The sequence below is a fragment of the Aeromonas sp. s8 genome (assembly GCF_040907785.1).
GTDB classification, from domain to species: domain Bacteria; phylum Pseudomonadota; class Gammaproteobacteria; order Enterobacterales; family Aeromonadaceae; genus Aeromonas; species Aeromonas veronii.
Genome location: NZ_JBFOCL010000057.1, coordinates 110,771 through 136,324 on the forward strand (window position 1 = coordinate 110,771; position 25,554 = coordinate 136,324).

At 59.3% G+C, this 25,554-nt stretch carries 24 protein-coding genes; 15 read left to right on the plus strand and 9 right to left on the minus strand.

Features of this window, described 5'->3' with window-relative positions:
- The first annotated feature begins 18 nt into the window (after positions 1-18).
- Complete coding sequence (locus AB5Y86_RS19875) at positions 19-963, plus strand: chemotaxis protein CheV (RefSeq protein WP_005335238.1); 945 nt, start codon at positions 19-21, stop codon at positions 961-963.
- Between the two features lie 182 nt (positions 964-1,145).
- Here the strand turns inward: AB5Y86_RS19875 and AB5Y86_RS19880 are convergent, their stop codons facing one another.
- Positions 1,146-1,757 (minus strand): arylesterase, encoded by a 612-nt coding sequence (locus AB5Y86_RS19880; RefSeq protein WP_368193882.1) that lies wholly within the window; start codon positions 1,755-1,757, stop codon positions 1,146-1,148.
- Between the two features lie 56 nt (positions 1,758-1,813).
- Here AB5Y86_RS19880 and AB5Y86_RS19885 point away from each other — a divergent pair, with 56 nt between their 5' ends.
- On the plus strand, positions 1,814-2,509 hold the full coding sequence (locus AB5Y86_RS19885) for an ABC transporter ATP-binding protein (protein WP_021229711.1): 696 nt from the start codon (positions 1,814-1,816) through the stop codon (positions 2,507-2,509).
- Positions 2,510-2,545: 36 nt separating this feature from the next.
- Entirely contained in the window at positions 2,546-4,993 is a 2,448-nt protein-coding gene (locus AB5Y86_RS19890; RefSeq protein WP_368193940.1) for an ABC transporter permease, read from the plus strand.
- 127 nt (positions 4,994-5,120) lie between these two features.
- On the opposite strand, the gene AB5Y86_RS19895 is transcribed toward AB5Y86_RS19890, so the two are convergent.
- Entirely contained in the window at positions 5,121-6,026 is a 906-nt protein-coding gene (locus AB5Y86_RS19895; protein WP_201942380.1) for a TIGR01777 family oxidoreductase, read from the minus strand.
- 252 nt (positions 6,027-6,278) lie between these two features.
- Between AB5Y86_RS19895 and AB5Y86_RS19900 the strand changes: the two genes are divergently transcribed.
- Positions 6,279-7,808: an EAL domain-containing protein gene (locus tag AB5Y86_RS19900; RefSeq protein WP_368193883.1), complete on the plus strand. Its 1,530-nt coding sequence runs from the start codon at positions 6,279-6,281 to the stop codon at positions 7,806-7,808.
- Positions 7,809-7,883: 75 nt separating this feature from the next.
- Here the strand turns inward: AB5Y86_RS19900 and AB5Y86_RS19905 are convergent, their stop codons facing one another.
- Entirely contained in the window at positions 7,884-9,065 is a 1,182-nt protein-coding gene (locus AB5Y86_RS19905) for a PLP-dependent aminotransferase family protein (RefSeq protein ID WP_139439930.1), read from the minus strand.
- A gap of 349 nt (positions 9,066-9,414) precedes the next feature.
- On the opposite strand from AB5Y86_RS19905, the gene trmB reads away from it, so the two are divergent.
- The 6 genes from trmB to AB5Y86_RS19935 all read left to right on the plus strand — a co-directional run bounded on the left by trmB (position 9,415) and on the right by AB5Y86_RS19935 (position 13,859).
- The gene (gene trmB / locus AB5Y86_RS19910) at positions 9,415-10,128 is read left to right on the plus strand and encodes a tRNA (guanosine(46)-N7)-methyltransferase TrmB (protein WP_005335228.1); all 714 of its coding nucleotides are present in this window, start codon (positions 9,415-9,417) and stop codon (positions 10,126-10,128) included.
- Between the two features lie 48 nt (positions 10,129-10,176).
- Positions 10,177-10,509, plus strand: coding sequence for a YggL family protein (locus AB5Y86_RS19915; protein ID WP_005348158.1), 333 nt, complete (start codon positions 10,177-10,179; stop codon positions 10,507-10,509).
- 122 nt (positions 10,510-10,631) lie between these two features.
- Positions 10,632-11,552, plus strand: coding sequence for a glutaminase B (glsB, locus tag AB5Y86_RS19920; RefSeq protein ID WP_005348151.1), 921 nt, complete (start codon positions 10,632-10,634; stop codon positions 11,550-11,552).
- A gap of 29 nt (positions 11,553-11,581) precedes the next feature.
- Complete coding sequence (locus tag AB5Y86_RS19925; protein ID WP_005335221.1) at positions 11,582-12,877, plus strand: sulfurtransferase; 1,296 nt, start codon at positions 11,582-11,584, stop codon at positions 12,875-12,877.
- Between the two features lie 203 nt (positions 12,878-13,080).
- The gene (locus AB5Y86_RS19930; protein WP_005335219.1) at positions 13,081-13,290 is read left to right on the plus strand and encodes a YgdI/YgdR family lipoprotein; all 210 of its coding nucleotides are present in this window, start codon (positions 13,081-13,083) and stop codon (positions 13,288-13,290) included.
- A gap of 167 nt (positions 13,291-13,457) precedes the next feature.
- Positions 13,458-13,859 carry a DUF2541 family protein gene (locus tag AB5Y86_RS19935; protein WP_040066783.1) on the plus strand — a complete coding sequence of 134 codons (402 nt, stop codon included), beginning with the start codon at positions 13,458-13,460 and terminating at the stop codon, positions 13,857-13,859.
- Between the two features lie 83 nt (positions 13,860-13,942).
- Here the strand turns inward: AB5Y86_RS19935 and mog are convergent, their stop codons facing one another.
- A complete protein-coding gene (gene mog / locus AB5Y86_RS19940; RefSeq protein WP_021229718.1) occupies positions 13,943-14,473 on the minus strand; it encodes a molybdopterin adenylyltransferase in 531 nt (176 codons plus the stop codon).
- Between the two features lie 393 nt (positions 14,474-14,866).
- Here mog and AB5Y86_RS19945 point away from each other — a divergent pair, with 393 nt between their 5' ends.
- From AB5Y86_RS19945 to folA, 4 genes are all read left to right on the plus strand, one after another.
- Positions 14,867-15,202: a DUF3135 domain-containing protein gene (locus tag AB5Y86_RS19945; protein WP_005348142.1), complete on the plus strand. Its 336-nt coding sequence runs from the start codon at positions 14,867-14,869 to the stop codon at positions 15,200-15,202.
- Positions 15,203-15,437: 235 nt separating this feature from the next.
- Positions 15,438-16,235, plus strand: coding sequence for a threonine/serine exporter family protein (locus AB5Y86_RS19950; protein WP_005348133.1), 798 nt, complete (start codon positions 15,438-15,440; stop codon positions 16,233-16,235).
- Positions 16,232-16,699 carry a threonine/serine exporter family protein gene (locus tag AB5Y86_RS19955; protein ID WP_026035076.1) on the plus strand — a complete coding sequence of 156 codons (468 nt, stop codon included), beginning with the start codon at positions 16,232-16,234 and terminating at the stop codon, positions 16,697-16,699. The genes AB5Y86_RS19950 and AB5Y86_RS19955 overlap by 4 nt, the downstream gene beginning before the upstream one ends.
- Positions 16,700-16,717: 18 nt before the next feature.
- Complete coding sequence (gene folA / locus AB5Y86_RS19960) at positions 16,718-17,209, plus strand: type 3 dihydrofolate reductase (protein ID WP_368193884.1); 492 nt, start codon at positions 16,718-16,720, stop codon at positions 17,207-17,209.
- Between the two features lie 79 nt (positions 17,210-17,288).
- Here the strand turns inward: folA and AB5Y86_RS19965 are convergent, their stop codons facing one another.
- Genes AB5Y86_RS19965 through AB5Y86_RS19975 form a run of 3 tightly spaced genes read right to left on the minus strand, consistent with a single transcriptional unit; the run spans position 17,289 to position 21,590 of the window.
- Positions 17,289-18,083, minus strand: a complete 795-nt coding sequence (locus AB5Y86_RS19965) for a phosphoadenylyl-sulfate reductase (RefSeq protein WP_139494091.1) — start codon at positions 18,081-18,083, stop codon at positions 17,289-17,291.
- Entirely contained in the window at positions 18,073-19,797 is a 1,725-nt protein-coding gene (cysI, locus tag AB5Y86_RS19970) for an assimilatory sulfite reductase (NADPH) hemoprotein subunit (protein WP_219264353.1), read from the minus strand. Before cysI ends, AB5Y86_RS19965 begins: the two co-directional genes overlap by 11 nt.
- Entirely contained in the window at positions 19,797-21,590 is a 1,794-nt protein-coding gene (locus tag AB5Y86_RS19975) for an assimilatory sulfite reductase (NADPH) flavoprotein subunit (protein WP_219264393.1), read from the minus strand. Before AB5Y86_RS19975 ends, cysI begins: the two co-directional genes overlap by 1 nt.
- Positions 21,591-21,779: 189 nt before the next feature.
- Here AB5Y86_RS19975 and AB5Y86_RS19980 point away from each other — a divergent pair, with 189 nt between their 5' ends.
- Positions 21,780-22,586 (plus strand): PhzF family phenazine biosynthesis protein, encoded by an 807-nt coding sequence (locus AB5Y86_RS19980; protein WP_368193885.1) that lies wholly within the window; start codon positions 21,780-21,782, stop codon positions 22,584-22,586.
- A 120-nt stretch (positions 22,587-22,706) separates the two neighbouring features.
- On the opposite strand, the gene lysS is transcribed toward AB5Y86_RS19980, so the two are convergent.
- Entirely contained in the window at positions 22,707-24,242 is a 1,536-nt protein-coding gene (gene lysS, locus AB5Y86_RS19985; protein ID WP_368193886.1) for a lysine--tRNA ligase, read from the minus strand.
- 16 nt (positions 24,243-24,258) lie between these two features.
- A protein-coding gene (prfB, locus tag AB5Y86_RS19990; RefSeq protein ID WP_100645262.1) for a peptide chain release factor 2 occupies positions 24,259-25,357 on the minus strand; the annotation gives its coding sequence in 2 pieces (ribosomal slippage) (positions 24,259-25,281 and positions 25,283-25,357; 1,098 coding nt in all).
- Between the last annotated feature and the right edge of the window lie 197 nt (positions 25,358-25,554).

The window sequence follows — 25,554 nt, forward strand, 5'->3', positions numbered from 1 at the left end:
TCAGATGGATATCAGCGTATGGCGAGTATATTGGATTCCGTTGATCAACGAACTCAACTGGTGGGTGAAAACCGCCTTGAGTTGTTGATGTTTCGTCTCGGCACCCGTCAGATGTTCGCCATCAACGTCTTCAAGGTACGGGAAGTGGTCAAGTTGCCCCATCTGAGCAAGATGCCGGGCTCCCATCACAATATCAGCGGGGTAGCCAATATCCGCGGTACCTCGATCCCGGTGATCAACCTGCGCAGCGCCATCGGCATGCGTCCCATGCCCATCGACAGTGAATCCAACCTCATCATCACCGAGTACAACCGTACCATTCAGGGCTTTCTGGTGGGGCAGGTGGCCAACATCGTCAACATGACCTGGAAGGATATACTGCCGCCACCGCGCTCTGCCGGGCGTGCCAACTACCTCACCGCCATCACCCGCATTCCCGAAGATGGAGTGGATCAGATCGTCGAGATCATCGATGTGGAGAAGGTGTTGGCGGAGATCATCACCTATGACATCCGCATCTCCGAAGAGGTGCTGGATCGGGAGATCCTGCCCGAGATGCATGGCCGCAAAGTGCTGATCGTCGATGACTCCAGCACCGCCCGCAATCTGGTGCGCGAGACCCTGGGCCAGCTTGGGCTTGAGGTGATCGAGTGTCAGGATGGTTTGCAGGCGCTGACCCTGCTCAAGGGGTGGTGCGATGCTGGCAAGAAGGTGACCGACGAGATCCTGCTGATGATCACCGATGCCGAAATGCCGGAGATGGACGGCTACCGCCTGACCCACGAGGTACGCAGCGATCCGCGTATGTCTGACCTATTTATCACCCTCAACACCTCCCTGAGCGGCAACTTCAACGAAGCCATGGTCAAGAAGGTGGGGTGCGACCGCTTTATCTCCAAATTCCAGCCCGACTTGCTGGTCGGCGTGGCCCAGGAGCGGCTGCGTCAGGTGCTGGAAAGCTGAGAAGCTGCCTGCCGGTTATGCTAAATCAATAACAACACATCCCGCTTCGGCGGGATGTGTTGTTATTGGGTATTGGCGATGGATTGGTTGAATCAAGGTGCCACGCAGAGATCGTCGACTGCCCAAAACATCCGATTTCGGCGGGATGCTTGGTTATGGGATATTGGCGATAGACGGCGGGCTTATTGGCTGAGCAGCGGCTCCATAAAGCGGGCGACTTTATCGCGGATTTGGGGCTGGGCCGCCGGGGTGGGATGAATACCATCGTTCATCATAAGTTCAGGGCGCAGCGCAATATCATCCATAAAGAAGGGCAGCAGGGGCAGATCGTTAGCCTGGGCCAACTCGGGAAAGATCTGTTCGAACTGGCGCAGATAGCGGGCACCGTAGTTGCGGGGCAGCTGGATTTGGGTCAACACCACACGGGTCTGCTGCTCCTTGGCGAGCGCGATCATGCTGGCCAGATTTTGGCGGGTAATGGTCGGTGCGAAGCCGCGCAGGCCGTCGTTGCCTCCCAGTTCGATCAGCAGCCAGTCCGGTTTGTGCTCCTTCAGCAGAGCGGGCAGACGGGCCAGCGCCCCTTGTGTCGTTTCACCGCTGATGCTGGCATTGAGCAGGGTGTGTTTTCCCCCCTCCTCCTGCCATTTCTGGTTGAGCAGGGCAGGCCAGCTCTGCTCAACCTGCATTTGATAGCCGGCGCTCAGGCTGTCTCCCAGCACCAGCAGGGTCTGGGCCTGAGCCGACGAGAGCAGGCTGCCAAGGCCAACTAACAAGACAAACAGAATACGCACCATCAATTCAACTCCCGCTATGGATTGTCATCAAGGGATTGGAACAAAGGATACAGAGCATGAGTTCAACCCCCATTATTGTCGTCAAGGGCCTCGGCAAATCGGTTCGCCTCGGCCAGGAAAGCCTCACCATCCTTGAAGGGATCGATCTGCAAGTCAATAGTGGCGAGACGGTGGCTCTGGTCGGTGCCTCCGGCTCCGGCAAGTCCACCCTGCTGGGATTGCTGGCCGGGCTCGATCTGCCGAGTCAGGGGGAGATCGAGATCCTCGGCAAATCCCTTGGTGAGCTGGATGAGGAGGGGCGGGCCCGATTGCGCGCCGAGCAGATCGGCTTTGTGTTCCAGTCGTTCCTGCTGCTCCCGACCATGACGGCGCTGGAGAATGTGATGCTGCCCGCCGAGTTGCGCGGCGAGCGGGATTGCGAGCCAAGAGCCCGTGAACTGCTGGCGGCTGTCGGGCTTGGCGAGCGGTTGCACCATCTGCCGCCACGGCTCTCCGGTGGTGAGCAGCAGCGGGTGGCCATCGCCCGTGCCTTTATGACCCGCCCCAGTCTGCTGCTGGCGGACGAGCCGACCGGCAACCTCGACAGCAAGACCGGCGAGAAGGTGATCGAGCTGCTGTTTGAACTCAATCGCAAGCACGGCACCACGCTGGTGGTGGTAACCCATGACCATCAGTTGGCCGAGCGTTGCCAGCGGCAAGTGGTCATGACGGCGGGTCGGCTGGATCGCGAGGTGGCCCATGATGTGGTGTAACGGGGTGAGCTGCGGGTCAGGCGGGAGATGCAAGGGATGATGCAGTGGCGATTGGGATGGCGACTGCTGCGCCGGGAAGGTTTCAGCGGCGAGCTGCGCTGGTTTGTGCTGGCGCTAGCGCTTAGCGTGGCGTGTGTCTTGAGTGTGGCATTGGTGGCGGATCGGCTCGATGCCGGACTCAAGGCGTCGGGCCGCGACTTTATCGGAGCGGATCGGGTGTTGCGCACTGCCGCTGCGCTGCCGGATGGCTGGCTGGCCCGAGCGAAACAGGATGGCTTGGCGGTGCAGACCACCGTCAGCTTCAACAGCATGCTGTTTCACGGCGACGCGCTGCAGCTTGCCTCCATTCGGGCGGTGCCCGACGGTTTCCCTTTCTACGGCAAGCTCACTCTGGAACCTGCCCGCGCCCCGGCTCCCGGCGAGATCTGGCTCTCCGCCCGGGTGATGCAGCTGCTCAAGGCTAAAACGGGGGATGAGCTGGAGGTGGGCAATACGGTGCTCAAGGTGGCAGGCCTGCTTGGCGAGGAGCCCGATCAGGGCTTCAGCCCCTTCCTGTTGGCGCCGCGTGCGCTGATCCACAGTGCCGATATCGAGGCGACCGGCGCCCTGTTGCCGGGCAGTCGCCAGCAGTGGCGCTATCTGTTCAAGGGGCCACGGGAATCGCTGGCTCGTTACGAACAGTGGCTGCTGCCGCAGTTGCAGGCCGGACAGAAGTGGATCAAACCGGATGACAGCGAATCCCAGGTGGGCCGCTCGCTGGCCAATGCCGAGCGTTTCTTCCGGCTTGCCTCGCTAAGCGGGGTGTTGCTGGGGGCGTTGGCGATGGGGATTGCGGTGCGCCACTTTGCCGAGCGCCAGACCAATATGGTGGCGCTGCTCAAAACCCTGGGGGCATCTCGTCGCTCGCTCTGGCAACTGATGGGAACCCTGCTGCTGTCGCTGACGCTGATTGGTGCGTTGCTGGGTCTGGTGGCGGGCACAGCCATGCAGTGGATCACCTTGCAACTGCTGGGGGACCTGCTGCCGCCGGATCTGCCGCCCCCCTCCTGGCGCCCCTTTGCGCTGGGGGTGGCGGTGGCGCTCTTTATCACCCTGCTGCTCGCTTTTGTGCCCTTCTTGCGGCTGCTGAAAGTGCCGCCGCTGCGGGTATTGCGCCGGGAGCTGGAGGCGGGTATTCCCCCCTGGCTGGCCCTGCCGGTCGGCCTGTTCGGGCTGTTTGCGCTGGTCTGGGGCTTTACCGCCGATGTGCGGCTGGCGCTGGGTCTGGTGGGTGGCATGGGCTTGCTGATGGGGCTGCTGGCCCTGCTGGCGGCGCTGATGTTGCGGCTGGGGACGAAAGTGAGCGGGCCTCATGCCTTGCGGCTGGCGCTGGCCCACCTGTCGCGCGAGCGCAGCAGCGGCCTGTTTCAGCTGGCGGGCTTTGCGCTGGCATTGATGCTGTTTGGCTTGCTCTGGGCGGCCAGGGTCGATCTGCTGGATGAGTTTTCGGCCCGTCTTCCCGTCGATGCGCCCAACCGTTTTCTGGTCAATGTGGCCGAGAACGAGCGGGAGGGGATCCTGAGCGAACTGGCGGCGGCCGGGGCCACCACCTCCGACTTCTATCCCATGGTGCGTGGCAGGCTGACTCATATCGCCGGTGAGGCGGTGGGCGAGGGGGCCAGCAGTGGCCGCGAAGGGGTCGATCGGGAGCTTAACTTCACCACCACGGCAACCCTGCCAACCGACAACAAGCTGGTTGCCGGGAAATGGCTCGCCGGCCCCGGCGAGGTGTCGGTGGATAACGAGTTGGCCAAGCGACTCGATATCAAGCTGGGGGACATGCTCGCCTTTACCATCGAGGGGCGCAGCTTTGGCGCCAGGGTCACCAGTTTGCGCAGCATCAAGTGGGACAATATGCGGCCCAACTTCTACATGATCTTCTCCGAGGATCTGCTGGCACCCTTCTCCCGTACCTGGCTTGGCAGCTACCGGCTGCCCGAGGCGGGGCGCACTGCCGAGGTGGAGTTGATCCGCCGCCACCCCACGGTGAGCCTTATCGATGTGGATGACCTGATTGCGCGGCTTACGCAGGTATCGGAGCAGGTGAGCCGGGCGCTGGCGCTGATGCTGGGGCTGGTGACAGTGGCGGCGCTCTTGGTGCTGCTGACCCAGACCCAGGCCAGCATGGCTCAGCGTCGGCGCGAGCTGCTGCTGATGCGCACTCTGGGTGCCAGCAGCGATCTGCTCAGGAAGATGCTGCGCTGGGAGCTGGTGGCCAGTGGTGCGCTGGCGGGGTTCTGTGCCGCCATGGTGGTGGAGCTCTGCTCTTTTGGCCTGCAGTGGTGGTGGTTCGAGGGGCAGTGGCAGTTCCACTGGGCTATCTGGCTCGGCCTGCCGACACTGGGGGCACTGCTGGTGACGCTGGCGGGGCAGGGGATGCAGCGTCAGCTGCTGGCTGGCACCCTGAGCGATCGGCTGCGAGGGCTGGGTCAGGGGGTGTTGTAATCCCGCCAGCGCGAGCCGATGCACACAAGGTGCAATAGCGCAGCCACCATAAACAAGCAGCCCGGCCATTGGCCGGGCTGCTTGCTATGTGGGGCGCTGACGAGTGGACGCAGCGAGCGGGTGTGAGTTAGCGGGGCTCACGCAGAAGATTGGTGAGGGCGCTCGGCAGCTCGGGATAGCTGAAGTGAAAACCGGCCTGTTGCAGCCGTGCTGGTATCACCTTTTGTCCGGTCAGCAGCAGATCTGCCGCCTCCCCCATCACCAGTTGCAACAGCGGCGCCGGGACGAAGAAGATGTGTGGACGGTGCAGCGTGGTGGCAAGGGTTTGGCTGAACTCCCGGTTGCTGACCGGATGGGGCGCAGTGCCGTTGAAGATGCCGCTGCACTCTTCGTGATCCAGCAAGAACAGCATGGCGCGCACCAGATCCTGCACATGGATCCAGCTCATCATCTGGCTGCCTGACCCCATGGGGCCGCCGAGTCCGAGTCGGTAGGGAGGGAGCATTTTGGGCAGGGCGCCCCCATCCATGCCAAGCACCAGCCCGATCCGCACGATACAGACCCGGGTTTGGCGGCTCTGGGCCTCTTGCGCCAGGGTTTCCCACTGCTGGCAGAGCTGGTGGGTAAACTCGTCGTTGGGAGAGCGGCACTGCTCGTCGAGGGTTTCGGTGCCCTGTCTGCCATACCAGCCGATGGCGGAGGCGTTGATCAGCACCTTGGGCGGCGTGCTGGATAGCTTGATGAGATCGACCAGCTGCTCGGTCAGTAGCCAGCGGCTATCGCAGAGCAGCTGTTTGCGCGACTCGCTCCAGCGTCCGGCGGCGATGGGTTCGCCGGCCAGATTGATCACCGCGTCCACGTCATTGAGGTCATCAAGCCGGTCGAGGTTATCCAATACCTTGATATCGTGACCGAGCAGGGAGTAAGCGCGGCTCCCCTGCCTGCTCAATACCACGACCTCGTGATTGACCTTGAGATGGGCAACCAGCTTGCGGCCGATAAAGCCGGTCCCTCCGGTAATAAGAATCTTCATCGCTGCATGCTCCTGCTGCCGTTTGCTCAACTTTAATGGTGTGGCTTCCCTTCAACAAGTGAGACGTGCTTCGGGAGTTTTCTGTTTGACGTTTGTTAACTCTATCCTCTTCTTACGACATATTGTTGAACAATAGTTTGAATTGATTGATTTTTGTTGGGTGGACATTTGTTGATCAATCGCTATTATGGCGACCCTTTTCGCCTGTCCAACGAGGCTGTCACCCATCATCCGAGCATCAAAGAGGCCGCCATGCCATTTCGTCGTTTGAAACTTCGCCAGCTTTACTCGAGGATTCTGGTGGCGCTGCTGATGGGGGGCGGGATCCTGCTGCTGGGGGTTATTGCAGTTATCTGGCAGACCGTGACGGAGATAGAGCGTGATGCCGATTCACGGTTGCAGCATGCCCGTGTGATGTTTGATCGCACCATCGGCCATGCCCGGCAAGCGGCCATCAATGTGGAGGGGATGCTGGGTCACTCGTGCAAGGAGGCGGCACAACTGCTACGCGAGCAGGTGGCTACGATCCCCGATGTGCGGTCCGCCAATCTGGCTGTCGGCAGCCACATCTACTGCACCTCGCTCTATGGTGACTACGATGGCCCCTTCAATCCCGACCGCTATGTGGATGGCAGGTTGCAACTGCTGCCTGGCAATGAGGTCACACCGGATCGCCCCTTGATCGTGCTGCGTCATGAAACTGACAAGGGGAGTGTGCTGATCGGTGTAGATGGCTACTACCTGCGCAATACCCTGGAGATCTCCAGCAAGAACTCCCCGATGGCTCTGGTGGTGGGGCAGAGGGCTCTGTTTGGCTCAGGTCAGGTCGGGGCGGCGCCCTCTCCGACAGAAGAGGGTTATATTGCCCTCGCTTCGGCCGATTTCCCCTATCAGGTCGTCACCCGGGTCACGGTGCATGACTACTGGAGCCACGCATGGCGCTACTCCAGATATACCTTGTTCCTCTCTCCGCTGCTGGCACTGCTGATTGGATTCGGCACCTTCAGGCTGATGGGGCGTAGCAGCTCACCAGCGGAAGAGCTCAAGCGGGCGTTGATCGAGGAGGAGTTTATCCCCTATCTGCAGCCGGTGGTCTCCGGTGAGGATGAGCAGTGGCGTGGCTGTGAGGTGCTGATGCGCTGGCAGCATCCCAAGCAGGGGATGATCTCGCCGGATCGCTTTATTCCGCTGGCGGAAGATAGCGGGCTGATCGTGCCCATGACCAGCCTGTTGATGGCCCAGGTGCGCGACCACTTCTCCCCTTATGCCCGCAAGCTGCCGGCCAAGTTCCATTTTTGCTTCAATATCAGCGCCAAACACTTTCAGGATCTCGACCTGTTGGCTGACTGCAAGGCCTTTCTCGACGCGTTTAAGGACAATCCCGTTGATTTGGGGCTGGAGCTGACCGAGCGTGAACTGCTGGTAGCTGATGAGACAACCGCTCAGATGTTTGCTGAACTGCGCAAACTGGGCGTCTTAATCTCTATCGATGACTTTGGCACCGGTCACTCCAGTCTCACCTATCTGCAACAGTTTCAGGTCGATGCACTCAAGATTGATCGGAGCTTTGTAGAGATGATCGGCACGGATGCACTCTCCAGCCATATCGTTGAAAACGTGATTGATCTGGCGAAGCGACTTGAATTGATCCTGATCGCGGAGGGGGTCGAGAAGCAGTCGCAGGCGGACTACCTGCGGGCGCGCCACGTTGACTATCTGCAAGGGTATCGTTACAGCCGCCCCATCCCGATGAAGCAGTTTTGCAAGACCTTGTTTGGCTGAACGGTTGAATGGGGAGCATAAAAAAAACCAGCGATCGCTCGCTGGTTTTTTGTTGGTACGGTTTGGCTTGGGCGATCAGAGCATGCGCTGGAGGGCGCGGGCCAAGCGTTTGACCCCCTCTTCAATGGTCGCTTCATCGACGCAGGAGAAGCTCAGGCGCAGGGTGTTCTTGATCTCGGGGCGCACGTAGAAGGGGGCACCGGGTACGAAGGCCACCTTCTCCTTGATCGCCTCGTCAAACAGCGCCATGGCACTGATGTGGGCTGGCAGAGTCAGCCAGAGGAACATGCCCCCTTCCGGTCGGGTGTAGCTGACGCCGGGCGGGCAGTGACGGGCCAAAGCGGCCTCCATGGCAGCGCGCTGGCGGCCATAGACCTCCTTGATCTTCTCCAAGTGAGCGTCGAGGGAGTTGTCGGTCAGGAAGCGGTGCAGCACCTGCTGGCTGAAGGCGTTGCTGTGCAGATCGGTCGCCTGCTTGGCGATGGTCACCTTCTTGCGCAGCCACTCCGGCATCACCATCCAGCCCAGACGGAAGGCAGGCACCACGGTTTTCGAGAAAGAGCCGAGCAGCACGGTATTGTTTGGCGCCAGCTTGGCAATCGGGGGGAGATGCTCCCCTTCGAAGCGCAGCTCGCCGTAGGGATCATCTTCCACCATCAACAGCTCGTGGCTGATCAGCCGCTCCGCCAGTGCCTCGCGGTTGGCACGACTGTAGGAGACACCGCTCGGGTTCTGGAAGTTGGGCACGCCGTAGAGCAGTTTGGCATTGGATCCGCTTGCCAGCAGCGCATCCAGCGCCGCCAGGTCCAGCCCCTCTTCTTCAAGGGTGATCGGCTTGAAGGTGGGCTGGTAGACAGAAAAGGCCTGAATGGCGCCAAGGTAACCCGGCTCTTCGATGATGAGATCCTGAGCCTCGTCTATCAGCACCTTGCCCAGCAGATCCAGCGCCTGCTGGGAGCCGCTGGTGATGAGGATGTTGTCCGGATTGATCTGCATGCCGTGGCGGGCCAGATAGCGGTCGGCAATATACTGGCGCAGCGGGGCGAAGCCCTCGGTCGCCGCATATTGCAGGGCGGCAGCCCCTTGCTCGCGCAGCACATCCTGACAGGCCTGATCGATCGCCTTGACCGGAAACAGGTGGGGATTGGGCAGGCCACCAGCGAAGGAGATGATCTCCGGATTGGCGGCAACTTTGAGGATTTCACGGATAAAGGAAGGTTCAACCTTCTCGAAGCGCTGGGCAAAAAACGGCTGCATAGACAATTCTCTCGGCATGTGGGCGGTCGCTCCATTCGACCGCCAGGTTATCCGTTTGTATCAGATTTCAGAAATGAGGCAATGATTGTCACAAAAATCGCCAAAAAAGGGCTGGAACGACTCTACTGCGGATTATATTGGACGGTTAGTCGGTGTGGTGATGCCAGTGAGGGAGCAGGGAAGTGGATGGCCGGAATATTTGTTGCGCGAAACACTTGCGCCTTGGGCCTATCTTGGGATAATTCGCTCCCCTGTTTTCGCGGGTCGATGAAATGCCGAGCCGCGAGCGGTCCCGCTCGGGATCGGACACAAGATGTATTACCCGGATTGATGAAATAACGAGACCATTATGCCTGTGACCCAAGATGTATTTAACGAAGACGGCAAGTTCATGCGCAAGATCCGCAGCTTTGTCCGTCGCGAAGGCCGCCTGACCAAAGGGCAGGAGAAGGCCCTGGAAGAGCTTTGGCCGGTCATGGGCATCGATTTTGAGCCAAAGCAGCTCGATCTGGTCGCGCTGTTTGGCCGTGAAGCACCTGTGGTGCTGGAGATCGGCTTTGGCATGGGCGCCTCTCTGGTGGAGATGGCCAAGAATGCCCCCGAGAAGAACTTCATCGGCATTGAAGTGCACTCCCCGGGCGTGGGCGCCTGTCTGGGTACCGCTCAGGAAGCGGGCGTCACCAATCTGAAGGTGATCTGCCACGATGCGGTGGAAGTGCTGGAGCACATGATCCCGAACGGCTCACTCTCCTGCCTGCAGCTCTTCTTCCCGGATCCCTGGCACAAGAGCCGTCACCACAAGCGTCGCATCGTACAGCCTGCGTTTGCCCAGGACATTCGCCAGAAGCTGGCCATCGGTGGCGTGTTCCACATGGCGACCGACTGGGAAAACTATGCCGAGCACATGCTGGAAGTGATGAGCGCCGCCGAGGGTTACGAGAATACCTCTGCCACCGGTAACTGGGTGCCTCGTCCGGACTGGCGTCCGCTGACCAAATTTGAACAACGTGGCCACCGTCTCGGCCACGGGGTTTGGGATCTGATTTTCAAGCGTGTCAGCTAAGCTGGCACGTCAACACACCTAGCGTATCAACTAACTTGAGGAGCTATCATGGCCAATCGTAGCCGCCGCCTGCGCAAGAAACTGCGCGTCGATGAATTCCAGGAAATGGGTTTCGACATCAGTTTCAACTTCCCGGTCGGCACTGCCGAAGAGACCATCGATGCGGTAGTCGATGCGATGATCGATGAGGTTGTTGAACCCCGCAAACTGGCTTTTGCCGGCTCCGGTCACCTGGCCTGGGAAGGGATGATCTGCACCCAGCAACTGGGCAAGTGTACCGAAGAAGACCGCGCTGCCGTCAAATCCTGGCTGGAAGGCAAGGGGATGGAAGCCGTGGTCGTTACCGAACTGTTCGACCTCTGGTACGGTGAACCGGCCTGATACAAGGCTGCCGCATCTGGCGCCTTGTTGTGGGTAACTGAAAAATCCCGCCGCTGGCGGGATTTTTGTCAGTGGGGATGGGATCTCCACCGCTGTTTTAGTCATGGAATCGCTTATTGCTTATGGTGTTGTCATCCGAATTACTGGCCAGCATCCTTGAAGAGGTGCGCCCGTTGCTGGGACAAGGCAAGGTGGCCGACTACATTCCGGCACTGGCTCAGGTACCGGCCGATCGGCTTGGTATCGCAGTCTGTACCGTCGAGGGGGAGCTGTTCACCGCCGGTGACGCTTTTGAACCCTTCTCCATCCAGAGTATCTCCAAGGCCCTGAGCCTGACCCTGGCACTCACCCTCTATCAGGAGGAGGAGATCTGGGCCCGGGTGGGCAAGGAGCCCTCCGGCCAGCCCTTCAACTCGCTGGTTCAGCTCGAGTTCGAGCAGGGGATCCCCCGCAACCCCTTTATCAATGCCGGGGCGCTGGTGGTGAGCGATCTGCTGGAGACCCGCCTCACTGCGCCCCGTCAGCGTACCCTAGAGCTGGTGCGCCGACTCTCGGGCAACCCAGCCATCATGGCGGATCAGGTGGTCGCTCGCTCCGAATATCAGCACTCTGCCCGCAACGCCGCCATCGCCTATCTGATGAAGGCCTATGGCAACTTCGAAAACGAAGTGGACAAGGTGCTGCAAAGCTACTTCAATGCCTGTGCCATTCGCATGAGCTGCGTCGATCTGGCGCGGGCATTCATCTATCTGGCCAACCGTGGTGTGCCACTGGGCGAGAGCGTACCGCTGCTGCCCGCCCGCACCACCAAGCAGGTCAACGCCCTGCTCGCCACCTGCGGTCTCTATGATGAGGCGGGCGATTTTGCCTATCGGGTCGGCATGCCGGGCAAATCGGGTGTCGGCGGCGGTATCATCGCCCTGATCCCGGGCGAGCTCTGCGTCTGTGTCTGGTCGCCCGAGCTCAACAAAGCCGGTAACTCGCTGGCGGGCACGGCGGCGCTGGAGCTGCTGGCCGAGCGGCTGGGTCGCTCCATTTTTTAACCTTGTTCACTATGAATCGAGAAATCACCATGAAACGACATCTTCGCTTCTTGCAGGCCGCGCTGGCGACCTTACTGCTCTGGTGTGCCCTGCCCGCCGTGGCAGGGGAGTTGCCACCGCTCTCGCTGGCCGATGCCAAGGCCAAACAGGCTGTCATCCTGGATACCCGCGCCAGCTACTTCTATCAGGGGTGGCCGATGGAAGGGGAGAAGCAGGGCGGCCATGTGGCGGGCGCCGAGAACCTCTCTGCCGAGTGGAAATACAGCGATGAAGAGTGGCCAAAGGCCCTCGAGATCAAGGGGCTGAAGGCCGATCGTCCGGTTGCCCTCTACGGTGCGTCCCGCGAAGTGGCCGAGGTGGCCCGTCTGCTGCGCAAGCAGGGGATCAAGCAGCTGTTCGAGCTGCAAGGGTGGCAAGCCGCACCGCGCGAGTCGCTGGCACGCTGGCAGCAGCTGGTCTATCCGCGCTGGTTGGCGGATCTGCAAGAGGGCAAGCCGGTTGCCGCGGCGCCCAAGGGTGACTGGAAGCTGTTTGAAGTGGATTGGGGTTCACCCAAGGCCTACCTCATCAGCCACATCCCGGGGGCCGGTTATATCGATACCAACAGCCTCGAAGAGGAGCCGCTGTGGAACAAGGTCTCTGACGAAGCGCTCAAGAAGCTGCTGCTGGATAACGGCATCCGTCACGACACCACCGTGATCCTTTACGGTCGCAACACCATGGCGGCTGCCCGTGCCGCGCACCTGATGATGTATGCGGGGGTGGAAGATGTACGCCTGCTGGACGGTGGTCTGGATGCCTGGTTTATCCAGCACCTGCGTACCGAAACCGGTCTGCCCAACAAGTATGAGCCGGTGAAGGAGTTTGGCGTGGCCATTCCCGCTCACCCCGAGTACTACACCACGCTAAGTCAGGCGAAAGAGCTGCTCAAGCAGCCCGATAGCGCACTGGTCAGCGTGCGTACCTGGGACGAGTTTGTCGGCAACACCTCAGGTTACAGCTACATCAAGCCGAAGGGCGATATCCCGGGGGCCAAGTGGGGTCATGGTGGCGTCGATGCCAACAGCATGAGCGACTTCCACAACCCGGACGGCACCATGAAGCCGGCCCGCGAGATCCTCGCCATGTGGGACCAGTGGAACATCGAGCCAACTCAGCAGGCTGCGTTCTACTGCGGTACCGGCTGGCGCGCCTCCGAGGCCTTCTTCTACGCCTGGCTGATGGACTGGAAACAGATCAGCGTCTACGACGGCGGTTGGTACGAGTGGAGTTCCGATCCCAAGAACCCGACCGTGACCGGTGAGCGTCAGCCCGCCAAGTCATGATTGCGCTCTTGCGCTGAAAAGAAGAGGCCGGACAGAGATGTCCGGCCTTTTTCATTGCGCTCGCCACCCGGCCAGATAGCGAGGCTAAGTCGCTGATTATTGACGGCGATCCCGCTTTGCTCATCGCGCCATCCCGTGCCGTGCGATTGAACTAGGCTTCAAGAAACATCCTCGTGGTGAGGATGATCGCAGAAGAGGCCGCAATGAAAAAACTGATGATGATCCTGGTGTGTGCCCTGGGGCTGGTGGCATGCAGCTCCCAATACATCATGAGCACCAAGGATGGCAAGATGATCACCACAGAGAGCAAACCCAAGCTGGATGAGAGTACCGGCATGTATCGCTATTACGATCATGAAGGGCGCGAGGTGATGATCAAGAAAGATGACGTGACCCAAATCATGGAGCGCTAAGCGCTCTCTTGCCGCAAGGGCCGCTATCTGCGGCTCTTCTCTTTTTGCCGAAAAGTCGCGCTGTTTTCTCTGTTGATCCCCGCACATTCGCAGCAAATTCAGCCGTGATACAGCTTCCGTTATGGTTTAACCCTTATCATCACACTCCATTTTTTATTGGAGGTGTTATGTCCTTGATGTCTATCTGGAATTCCCGTTTTTCTGCACGCAGCTTGCTGGGTGGTGTCTTGCTGGTGGTGGCGTCAGCCAGCCATGCCGGTGACGATCAGTTCACGCTGGGGCGGACTATTTTACTGGGAGCCGGTGATCATGGTGCGACAATTCCTTTGGTGGTTTGCCGTCAGACCAAATATATCAAGGTGAAGGCGGAGCGTGATTTGACCCTGGATCGGGTGGTGGTGACCTATGGTGGTGATCGTACCAAGACCATTCGTTTCGATCGGGAAATGAGCAGTGATAAAGAGACCGAGTGGAAATCACTGGGCTCGCGCCGTTGTGTGAAAAAAATCGAAGTGTACGGTAATTCAGAGCGCAGCAAAGCGGGCGTAAAAGTATTCGGCCGCAAATAATTGATGCGGTTCTTCTGCGCAGACAGATGAGTTACAAATAATGGCGAGCCGTGGCTCGCCATTATTTTTTATGGTCGGGTTCGCTATTTTTTCGGCCGAAATGGTTTGATGACGGTTTCATCGCACTCGAGATATGGCCCTTCCATCAAATCGATGCAGTAGGGGATGGCGGGGAAGACTGCATCCAGACATTCGCGGATTGATTTGGGCTTGCCTGGCAGATTGACGATCAGGGTATCGTCCCGCAGCCCGGCAGTCTGGCGCGATAGAATGGCAGTCGGCACAAACTTGAGGGATTCGGCCCGCATCAGCTCGCCAAAGCCAGGCATCATGCGATCACATACCGCCTCGGTCGCTTCCGGCGTGACATCCCGCTTGGCCGGACCGGTGCCGCCTGTGGTGACGATGAGACAACACTGCTCCTCATCCGCCAGCTGGATCAGGGTCGCTTCAATCAGCTCCTGCTCATCGGGGATCACCTGATAGACAGGTTCCCACTCCGAGGTCAGATAGGCGTTCAGGGTGTCGATGATGGCCTTGCCGGAGAGGTCTTCATAGATGCCCGCGCTGGCGCGATCGCTGACGGTGACGATACCGATTTTTGCCTTGCTCATGGTTTGCTCTTGAATGTCCGATAAAAGTGGCAATTAAAATAACATAATCAGTGAGATATGTTAAACCGTCAGGAGATGACGCGGGTCGGTGAGGGAAGAATAAAGTGTCGAATGAAGCAAAATAAGGCCACCCGGATTTTTATTTGCAATAAAAAACAGAAAATCACAACCTAAAATGTATAAGTGTTTTATCTCGCCTGAATTAAAAACAATCGCTTGTTTCCAAACACAATTAAAATAGATAGACACCCTCGTAGTGACCATTGTCCGGTTTAGTCGGCAGTGGATGGATTGAACCCTTTTTAGCCGCGTCGTATATACAGATTTATATGGCTGGGACGTGATGGTGTGGTACCGCAGTGTGTTGCCAGCAATAGTCGCCAAGGAGGGCATATGGAGTTGCCTGATTTTGACACCCTGAAGGAGTTGGCTGCGAGTGAGCCCTCCCGGCTGGATGCGATTCTGGAGCAGCAGATCGACCAGCTGATGGCCCGAGCGAGCCCCGATCAGCAGCGCCGTCTGCGCGGGTTGCAGTTCAAGATTGATGGTCAGCGCCGTCTGGCGAAAAACAATCTTGATAGCTGTATCCGGATTACCAACATGATGCGGGAATCTTTTTATTTGATGCGCAGCGAAATGAGCCAGTTCAGGGAAGAGGGGGACCCTCCGCCTGAAAGCGATGGCAGTGGTAAAATAATCCGTCTGGCGGACTATCGACGTCGTAAATAATCTGCAATAACCCCCTTGGTTGATATTTCAGCCAAATCGGTGAGGCCATAATAAAGGGAATTGCTGGCGACCTGATTGTTATGGTTTTTAATGTTAGTCGTAATGTATTTGTGATGTAACCTCTTTTCTCTTTCTTGTAATAACTAATTAGTCAGGTTGTGATAGGGGTGGATGAATAACAGTAAAAGTTAGGCTAATATGGCCGAAATTTTTATTGCTACGACTCGAAGGGATTATGAGAAGTATCACACCAAGACGGGTGTTGTCGCGGGAGCAACAGACAGAGATCACCCGCATTATCGTCAAGGTGGGTCAGATGTTGGCCCAGTTCGGGGCGGAGAGCCGGATCATCGAGCAGACCACGGTGCGGCTGGGGATGGCGCTGGGGCTGGAGAGTGTCGAAATGGCCATCTCTTCCAGTGCCATCGTGCTCACCAGTCTCTATCAGGGGGGTTGCGTCACAACTACCCGGCGGGTGCGCGAACATGGCATCAACATGCAGGTGGTGTGCGAGATCCAGCGGATCTGCATCATGGCGGAGAAAGAGCTGATCGGCGCCCGTGAAGTGCGTCAGCGCCTCGAGGCCATCGTCCCCTTTCACTATCACCCCTGGTTGGTGGTCCCCATGGTGGGGCTCTCTTGCGGCGCCTTTAGCCTGCTGTTTGGCGGTGACTGGCCCATCTTCCTGGTGACCTGTTTCTCGTCTGCCGTGGCGATGCGGGTGCGCCAGCTGATGGCCCGCCATCACCATAGCCCGCTCATCAACTTTGCCGCCACCGGCTTTATCGCTACCTTGCTCTCCTCCAGCGCCACCTTCTTTAACTGGGGTGACCAGCCCTATCTCGCCATGGCGGCCAGCGTGCTGCTGCTGGTGCCGGGCTTTCCGCTGATCAATGCGGTCTCAGACATGGTGAAGGGCTACTTCAACATGGGGCTGGCCCGCTGGGGGACCGCGACCCTGCTGACCATCAGCGCTGCGATCGGCATCATTCTCGCCATGTCGGTCACGGGGATCTGGGGGTGGAAAGTATGATGGATTTGCTCTGGCTACTGGCCAAGGATGCCTTCTGGTCCTCCATTCCGGCGGTGGGGTTTGCCATGTTGTTCAACGTGCCACCACGGATGCTGAAATATTGCGCCATGGGCGGCGCGCTGGCCCACAGCCTGCGTACCCTGCTGATCCACTACGGCATGCCCATCGAGTGGGCGACGCTGGCGGCGGCTACCACGGTCGGCTTTGTCTGCGTCTACTGGTCGCGCCGTCTGCTGGCGCCGCGTCCGGTGTTCAGCGTTGCTTCCATCATTCCGATGATCCCGGGCAGTTATGCGTTCAAGACCATGATTGCGGTGGTGGAGCTCAACATCAATGGCGTGACCATGGAGTTGATCCAGAGTGCGGTGGAGAACGGCCTCAAGGCGCTCTTTATCGTCGGTGCCCTCAGTTTCGGTTTGGCGATCCCCTCTCTGGTCGTGTACCGTAACCGCCCCATAATCTGACAGACGGTGAGAGGCCCCATGAAGATTTCCATGATTGCCGCCATGGCCTACGACAGGGTGATCGGCAAGGACAACCAGATGCCCTGGCATCTGCCTGCTGACTTGGCCCACTTCAAGCGTGTCACCCTCGGTAAACCGGTATTGATGGGGCGCAAGACCTTCGAATCCATCGGTCGACCGCTGCCCGGACGGCGCAATCTGGTGATCAGCCGCAATCCCGACTATCAGGCTGAGGGCATTGAGGTGGTGGGCTCCGTCGAGGCGGCGCTGGCGCTGTTGGCAGGCAGCCCGGTGGAGGAGTTGATGGTGATCGGTGGCGGTCATCTCTATGCCGAGATGTTGCCGAGCGCGGATTGCCTCTATCTGACCCGCATCGATCTGGCGGTGGAGGGGGATACCCGTTTCCCTGCTTTTGATGATGGCCAGTGGCAACGGATTGAGTGCGAGAGCCACCCTGCCGATGAGAAAAACCCGCATCCCTATAGCTTCGAGACCTGGCAGCGCCGCTGACGGACGAATGCTAATGGGCAAATAACAACAAGGGCATCTTCGGATGCCCTTGTTGTTCTGTTGGGTTTTCAAGACGGGATTAGATGCCTGAGCCGTCGTTCTCGCCATTTTCCTCGTGCAAACCGCACTCGCGCTTGAGGCCGAAGAAGCGGGTCTGCTCCTCGCTCATGCCCGGCTCCCACTTGGCGGTGGTGTGGACATCGCCCACCGAGAGATAACCCTGCTCCCACAGCGGGTGGTAGGGGAGGTCGAACTCCTTGAAGTAGTAGAAGACATCCTTGTTGCTCCAGTCGATCACCGGCAGGAACTTGAAGCGGCCGCGCTGGATGCCCAGCACCGGCAGCTTGCCACGGCTGCCGGACTGCTCCCGGCGCAGGCCGGAGAACCAGGTCTGGGCCCCCAGCTCACGCAGGGCGCGGTCCATCGGCTCCACCTTGTTGAGCTGGTTGTAGCGGGTGATCCCCTCCACCCCCTGCTCCCATAGGAGACCGAAGCGCGCCTCCTGCCAGGCAGGACTGAGCTCGGCCCGATAGATCTTGAGATTTAGTACGAGGCGCTCGGTCAGCTCGTCGATGAAACGGTAGGTCTCCGGGAACAGATAACCGGTATCGGTCAGCACCACTGGCACGTCGGCCCGCTCGCGGCTCACCAGATGGAGCATCAGTGCCGCCTGAATGCCGAAGCTGGATGAGAGCACATGCTCCCCCGGCAGATTTGCCAGGGCCCAGCGCACCCGCTCGGGGGCGCTCATGGTATCCAGCTCCCGGTTGAGGGGCGCGAGTGCCTCGACTTGCTCCTCACGGCCGAGGGCCAGCAGTGCCTGCAGGTCAAGGCGGCCATCTTCAGTGACATTAAGCGGCAGATTAAGCGGCATAGAAGTCCCTCGCAGAATCGATAACGGGGGCAATTACCCCAACCCGGATCACGAAGTCGCCGAAGCACTCACCCTGATTGCGCTCGGTGGCCCAGCGGCCGATCAGCGCGTCCAGTTCGGCCAGGATCTGCGGCTCGGTGATGTTCTCGAGGTGCAGGCGCGGAATGCGGGTGCCTTCCAGGTTGCCCCCCAGATGGAGGTTGTAGCGGCCGGGCGCCTTGCCCACCAGACCCACCTCCGCCAGCATGGCGCGGCCGCAGCCGTTGGGGCAACCGGTGACCCGGAAGATGATGGCGTCATCCGCCAGCCCATGCTTGGTGAGCAAGCCCTCGATGTCGGTGACAAACGCCGGCAGCATGCGCTCGGCCTCGGCCATCGCCAGCGGGCAGGTGGGCAGGGCCACACAAGCCATGGACTGCTTGCGCTGCTCGCTCACACCGTCATCCAGCAGGCCGTACTGGCGCGCCAGCCCTTCGATGCGGGCCTTCTCGCAGGCAGGCACCCCTGCGATGATCAGGTTCTGGTTGGCGGTCAGGCGAAAATCTCCCTGATGCACCTTGGCGATCTCCAGCATGCCGGTTTTGAGCGGCTTGCCTGGGAAGTCCAGCAGGCGGCCATTCTCGATAAACAGGGTGAGGTGGTGCTTGCCGTCGATCCCCTCGACCCAACCGAAGCGATCGCCACGGCTGGTGAACTCATAGGGACGAACCGGCCCGAACTGGATGCCGGCGCGGCTCTCGACCTCTGCCTTGAAGGCTTCGACGCCAACGCGCTCCAGGGTGTACTTGGTCTTGGCGTTCTTGCGGTTGACCCGGTTGCCCCAGTCGCGCTGGGTGCTGACGACGGCGGCCGCCACCTCCAGCACGTGAGAGAGCGGAATAAAGCCAAAGTCGCTCGCCTTGCGCGGGTAGGTGCTGGTGTCGCCGTGGGTCATGGCCAGACCCCCGCCCACCAGCACGTTGAAGCCCACCAGCTTGCCACCTTCGGCAATCGCCACGAAGTTGAGGTCGTTGGCGTGGATATCCACATCGTTGTGAGGCGGGATCACCACAGTGGTCTTGAATTTGCGCGGCAGGTAGTTGGAGCCCAGGATCGGCTCCTCGTCCTGCCCCAGTTTTTCACCGTCCAGCCAGATTTCCACGTAGGCGCGGGTCTTGGGCAGCAGGTGCTCGGAGATCTTCTTGGCCCACTCGTAGGCCTCCTGATGCAGCTCGGACTCCACCGGGTTGCTGGTGCAGAGCACGTTGCGGTTTACATCGCCTGCGGTGGCGATGGAGTCGATGCCGGTGCTGTTGAGGGTCTGGTGCATCAGCTTGATGTCGCGCTTCAATACCCCGTGGAACTGGAAGGTCTGTCGGGTGGTAAGGCGGATGCTGCCGTAGAGGCTGTGTTCTTCGGCGAACTTGTCGATGATCTGCCACTGGGCCGGGGTGATGATCCCACCCGGCAGGCGGGCACGCAGCATGACGTTGTGCAGCGGCTCCAGCTTCTGGGCGGCGCGCTCCGGGCGGATGTCGCGGTCATCCTGCTGATACATGCCGTGAAAGCGGATCAGCTGGAAGTTGTCGCCGTTGAAACCCCCGGTGAGCGGGTCCTGCAGATCCTGCTCTATGGTGCCGCGCAGAAAGTTGCTCTCGCGCTTGAGGCGCTCGTTGTCGGCCAGCGGCCCTTCGACCGGTCCCGCTTTTGGGTGAGAAAGAGGTTGTTTGCTCATCAATAGACATCCCTTTGATAACGTTTGGCACGACGCAATTCGCTCAAATACTCTTCTGCTTCCTCACGGCTCTTGTGACCGTGTTCGGCAATCACATCCAGCAGGGCCTCCTGTACATCCTTGGCCATCTTGTTGGCGTCACCACACACATAGAAGTGAGCGCCTGCTTCCAGCCACTGGTAGAGCTCAAGCCCTGCCTCGCGCAGACGGTCCTGCACATAAATCTTGTTGGCCTGATCCCGGCTGAAGGCCAGGGAGATCTTCGACAGCAGCCCCGATTTCACATAACGCTGCCACTCCACCTGATAGAGGAAATCCTGGGTAAAGTGGGGGTTGCCGAAGAAGAGCCAGTTCTTGCCTTCCGCGCCCTGAGCTTCCCGCTCCTGCATAAAGGCGCGGAACGGGGCGATACCGGTGCCCGGGCCCACCATGATGACGGGTGTGTCGGGGTTTTGCGGCAGGCGGAAGTTGTCGTTGTGCTCGACGAATACCCGCACCTCGCCATCCTCAATCAGCCGATCCGCCAGATAGGAGGAGGCTGCGCCAGAGCGCACCGTGCCATCTTCCTGCGGGTAACGCACCACGCCGACGGTCAGGTGCACCTCCTCTTCCACCTCGCTCTGGGCGGAGGCGATGGAGTAGAGGCGCGGGGTGAGGGGGCGCAGCAGGCCAACCAGCTGCTCGGCCGTGAGCGCGGTCGGGAAGCGTTTCAGCACATCCACCACCTGAGCGGAGGCCACCAGTGCATTGACCTGGGCCTTGTCACCAGCCAAGTCTTTCAGCGCCGCGTTCTCCGATATGTCAGCGAGTCCTGTGATAAAGCCGCCGTGCAGCCGGGTCAGTTCGAAGTGAGTGGTCAGGGCGGCGCGCAAGGTGCCGTGAGTCGTGGCTTCATCGCCAGAGAGGCCGGTCAGGGCCAGCACTTCGTCCACCAGTTCGGCGTCATTGTCGAACCAGACACCGAGGGCATCCCCCGGCTGATAGGTGAGGCCGGAGTCGGCCAGATTGATCTCGATATGGCGGATATCCTTGGTGGAATCTCGGCCGGTGATCTTCTGATTGACCGACAGGCGGGCAGGGAAGGGATTCTCCTTGCTGTACTGGCTGTGGCCAACCGCCTGCTGCACCGCGCTGGCTACGCTGTTGCTGGCAGCACCGATAGAGAGCGTCGCTTCAATGGCATTGAGTGCTTGTTCGCCCCACGCCTTGGCTGCATCCTGATAATCCACATCGAGGCTGGCGAGTTCATAAATGCGCTCGGCCCCTGCGCTGGCGAGGAAGTTGTCAAAATCTTTGCCGGTCTGGCAGAAAAATTCGTAGGAGCTGTCACCCAGCCCAAGCACCGCGAACTTGAGGCCGTCCAGCTTGCCGACCTTGCCTTTTTTAAGCTGCTCGAACAGATCGACGGCGCTCTCTGGCGGTTCACCCTCCCCGTAAGTGCTCACTACCACCAGCAAGTGGCTCTCTTTCTTGAGCTGCTTGGGTTTGTAGTCGGCCATCGACGCTAGGGTGACGGGTAGGCCACGGGCTTCGGCCTGCGCCTTGATGGCACTGGCGACACCTTTGGCGTTGCCGGTCTGGGAGCCGTAGAGAATAGTCAGGCTACCGCTGGGAGCCACGACTTCTGCGCCGGCGGTCGCAACGGGTTGGACGCCCGCCTGGGAGAGGCCGTAGAGATATCCGCTCACCCAGGCCAGTTGCTGGGTATTGAGGGTCGAGAGTACCTGGCCCAGCTGACGTTGCTGCTCGTCAGAGAGGGGTGAGAGGTTGAATGGGGAATCCTTCAATTGCATCACACGCGTCTTCCATGGTCTGATTTTTGGCCAGATTAAAGGGCGTGTTGGATAACAACAAAGAATAAAAATGTCTTCTTTATTCTATTAATGCATTAAAGGGGCAGAGGTACGCCTGTTCCCGCAGCAAAAGAGGGGCGTGGTATAAAGGGCGTTAAATGAGAGCCACTTAATAACACAGGAAGTGCCATGTCCAATATCAGATTGTTTCATGTCAATGCGTTCAGTCGGCAGCCCCTTGGTGGCAACCCCGCAGTGGTTGTATTGGGACCCGCCCTGCCGGATGCCAGCCAGCTGGCGATGGCGGCCGAGTTCAACCTCTCCGAGACAGCCTTTCTGGTACAACTTGGCAGAGCCCATTATCAGTTGCGCTGGTTCACGCCGAAAGTCGAGGTTGATCTCTGCGGTCATGGCACCTTGGCGGCTGCTCATGTGTTGTGGCAGACAGGGGCGGTAGCTGCACACGAGACTATCCGCTTCGAGACCCGTAGTGGTGAGCTGCTGGCCCAGCGCGAAGATGAGTGGATTTGGCTCGATTTTCCACGTATCGCATTGGCTCCACTGACTCTGGACCTAGCCTATGCTGCCGCGCTCGGCTGCCAGCCACGACAGACCCTGGCGGTCGGGGCCAAGTTCTTGCTGGAACTGGCAAGTGAAGAGGAGATCCGTACGCTTTCGCCTGATTTTCATGCTCTGCGCGCCCTGCCGGGACGGGGGGTGATAGTGACGGCGCCCTCAAACGACCCGAACCATGACTTTGTCTCCCGCTATTTCGCCCCTTGGGTGGGCGTCGATGAGGATCCGGTTACTGGTTCCAACCACTGCGCTCTGGTGCCCTTCTGGGCCGAACGGCTTGGTAAACGGCAACTGCGGGCCCGTCAGATTTCGGCCCGTGGTGGTGAGTTGCGGCTTGAACTGCAGGAGGCGCGGGTACTGATGGCCGGTCAGGCCGTCACCTTGTGGCAGGGAGAGTGGCTGCTACCGCCAGCCTCATAAGCGGTAAGCATTCGTCAATTGTTGTGAGCATTATAAAAAAACGCCCCGCAGTTGCGGGGCGTATTTATTGGCTATCACGCTTGGGATTGACCCAAGGGATGTAGCTGACTTCTGTGGGCCTTATTTCTGCGGACGCAGGGCCGGGAACAGAATGACGTCACGGATGGTGTGGCTGTTGGTGAACAGCATGACCAGACGGTCGATACCGATACCCTGACCGGCAGTCGGCGGCAGGCCGTGCTCCAGTGCGGTGACGAAGTCGGCGTCGTAGAACATGGCTTCGTCGTCGCCTGCTTCTTTCTGATCAACCTGATCCTGGAAGCGCTTGGCCTGGTCTTCTGCATCGTTCAGCTCGGAGAAGCCGTTGGCCAGCTCGCGGCCACCGATGAAGAATTCGAAGCGGTCGGTTACATCCGGGTTCACGTCGTTGCGGCGAGCCAGCGGAGAAACGGCGGCCGGGTACTCGGTGATGAAGGTCGGTTGCAGCAGCATGTGCTCCACGGTCTCTTCGAAGATCGCGGTGATCACGTGGCCCAGTTCCCAGCCCTTCATCAGCTCGATGTGCAGACGCTTGGCAACGGCCTTGGCGCTCTCGAGGCTAGCCAGATCGTCCAGAGTTACGTCCGGGTTGAACTTCAGGATGGACTCGACCATGGTGAGGCGCTGGAACGGCTGACCGAAATCGATGGTCAGGCCCTCTTCGCCCTCTTTGGCGTAACGGATCTTGGTGTCGCCCAGAATGTCCTGCGCCAGGGTGCGCAGCAGCTCTTCGGTCAGGTCCATCAGATCGATGTAGTCGGCGTAGGCCATGTAGAACTCGATCATGGTGAACTCGGGGTTGTGACGAACCGAGATACCTTCGTTACGGAAGTTGCGGTTGATCTCGTAGACACGCTCGAAACCACCGACCACCAGACGCTTCAGATAGAGCTCCGGAGCGATACGCAGGTACATGTCGATGTCCAGCGCATTGTGGTGAGTGACGAACGGACGCGCGGAGGCACCACCCGGGATGACTTGCATCATCGGGGTTTCCACTTCCATGAAGCGTTTTTCGTTGAAGAACTTGCGGATACCGGCAACCACCTGGGTGCGGATCATGAAGGTCTTGCGGGACTCTTCGTTGGCGATCAGATCCAGGTAGCGCTGGCGGCAGCGAGCTTCCTGGTCGGTCAGGCCTTTGTGCTTCTCGGGCAGCGGACGCAGCGCCTTGGTCAGCAGGCGAATATCGGAAACGTGAACGGAGAGCTCACCGGTCTGGGTCTTGAACAGGGTACCTTCGACACCCACGATGTCGCCCAGATCCCACTTCTTGAACTGCTCGTTGTAGAAACCTTCCGGCAGGTCGTCACGGGTGACGTAGACCTGGATCTTGCCGGCCATGTCCTGCAGGGTGGCGAAAGAAGCCTTGCCCATGATCCGGCGGGTCATGATGCGACCGGCAATCTTCACCCGTTTACCCAGGCTCGTCAGCTCCTCGGCGCTTTTGTCGTCGAACTCTGCGTGCAGATCGCCAGAGAGGCTGTCGCGACGGAAGTCGTTGGGGAAAGGATTACCCTGGGCGCGCAGGGCGGCCAGCTTGGAACGACGCTCGGTCATCTCGTTGTTGAGTTCGAGAGTTTGGTCGACTTCCGGAGTTATGGTTTGTTCAGACATGGTGATTCCTGCTTGTTTACAGACCTGATTTCAGGCTGGCTTCGATAAACTTGTCCAAGTCACCGTCGAGCACCGATTGGGTATTACGGGTTTCGACGCCGGTGCGCAGATCCTTGATACGGGAGTCATCCAGCACATAGGAACGGATCTGGCTGCCCCAACCGATATCAGACTTGGTCTCTTCCAGGGCTTGTTTCTCAGCGTTCTGCTTCTGAATTTCCAGCTCGTAGAGCTTGGCTTTCAGCTGCTTCATACACTGGTCTTTGTTTTTGTGCTGGGAACGGTCGTTCTGGCACTGTACCACGACACCGGTCGGAACGTGGGTAATACGCACCGCGGATTCGGTTCGGTTAACGTGCTGACCACCGGCACCGGAGGCGCGGTAGACGTCGATCCGCAGATCCGCCGGGTTGATCTCGATATCGATATCGTCATCGATCTCGGGGTAGACGAACACAGAACAGAAGGAGGTGTGACGGCGGCCACCGGAATCGAACGGGGACTTGCGAACCAAACGGTGAACGCCGGTTTCGGTACGCAGCCAGCCGAACGCATATTCGCCGGTGAACTTGATGGTGGCGGATTTGATACCGGCCACGTCGCCTTCGGAGCATTCAATCAGCTCGGGCTTGTAGCCGTGGGCATCGCCCCAGCGCAGGTACATGCGCAGTACCATGTTGGCCCAATCCTGTGCTTCGGTACCACCGGAGCCGGATTGAATATCGATATAGCAGTCGGAGCCGTCGTGCTGACCGGAGAACATGCGGCGGAACTCGAGATCCACCAGCTTGGCTTCCAGCTGTTCGGATTCGGCGATGGCTTCGTTGAAGGTCTCTTCGTCTTCCCCTTCCACGGCCAGGCTCACCAGCATCTCGACGTCATCCACGCCCTGGGTCAGGGTGTCGATGGTGCCGACTACGTTTTCCAGCGCGACGCGCTCTTTGCCCAGCGCCTGTGCGCGCTCGGGTTCATTCCATACGTCCGGCTGTTCCAGCTCGGCGTTGACCTCTTCTAGACGCTCTTTCTTGGCGTCATAGTCAAAGGTACCCCCTAAGAAGCTCGGTCCGCTCAGACAGCTCCTTAAGTTTATTTAATACGGGATTAACTTCGAACATCGTGAAAACTCTCAGGGTCGATGTGATTTAAAAACGGGATATTCTAGCCAATTGTGGAAGGAATAAACAGGGTTGCCTTGGCTTGTGCGGCTCATGCTGTCAATTTCTGGTGCACTTTTCTCCACCTCGGTAGAAAATATCGCCCGCCGACCCATTTTCAGGTTCAGTTTTGGCCATTCGGGTCGCTAATGACTACG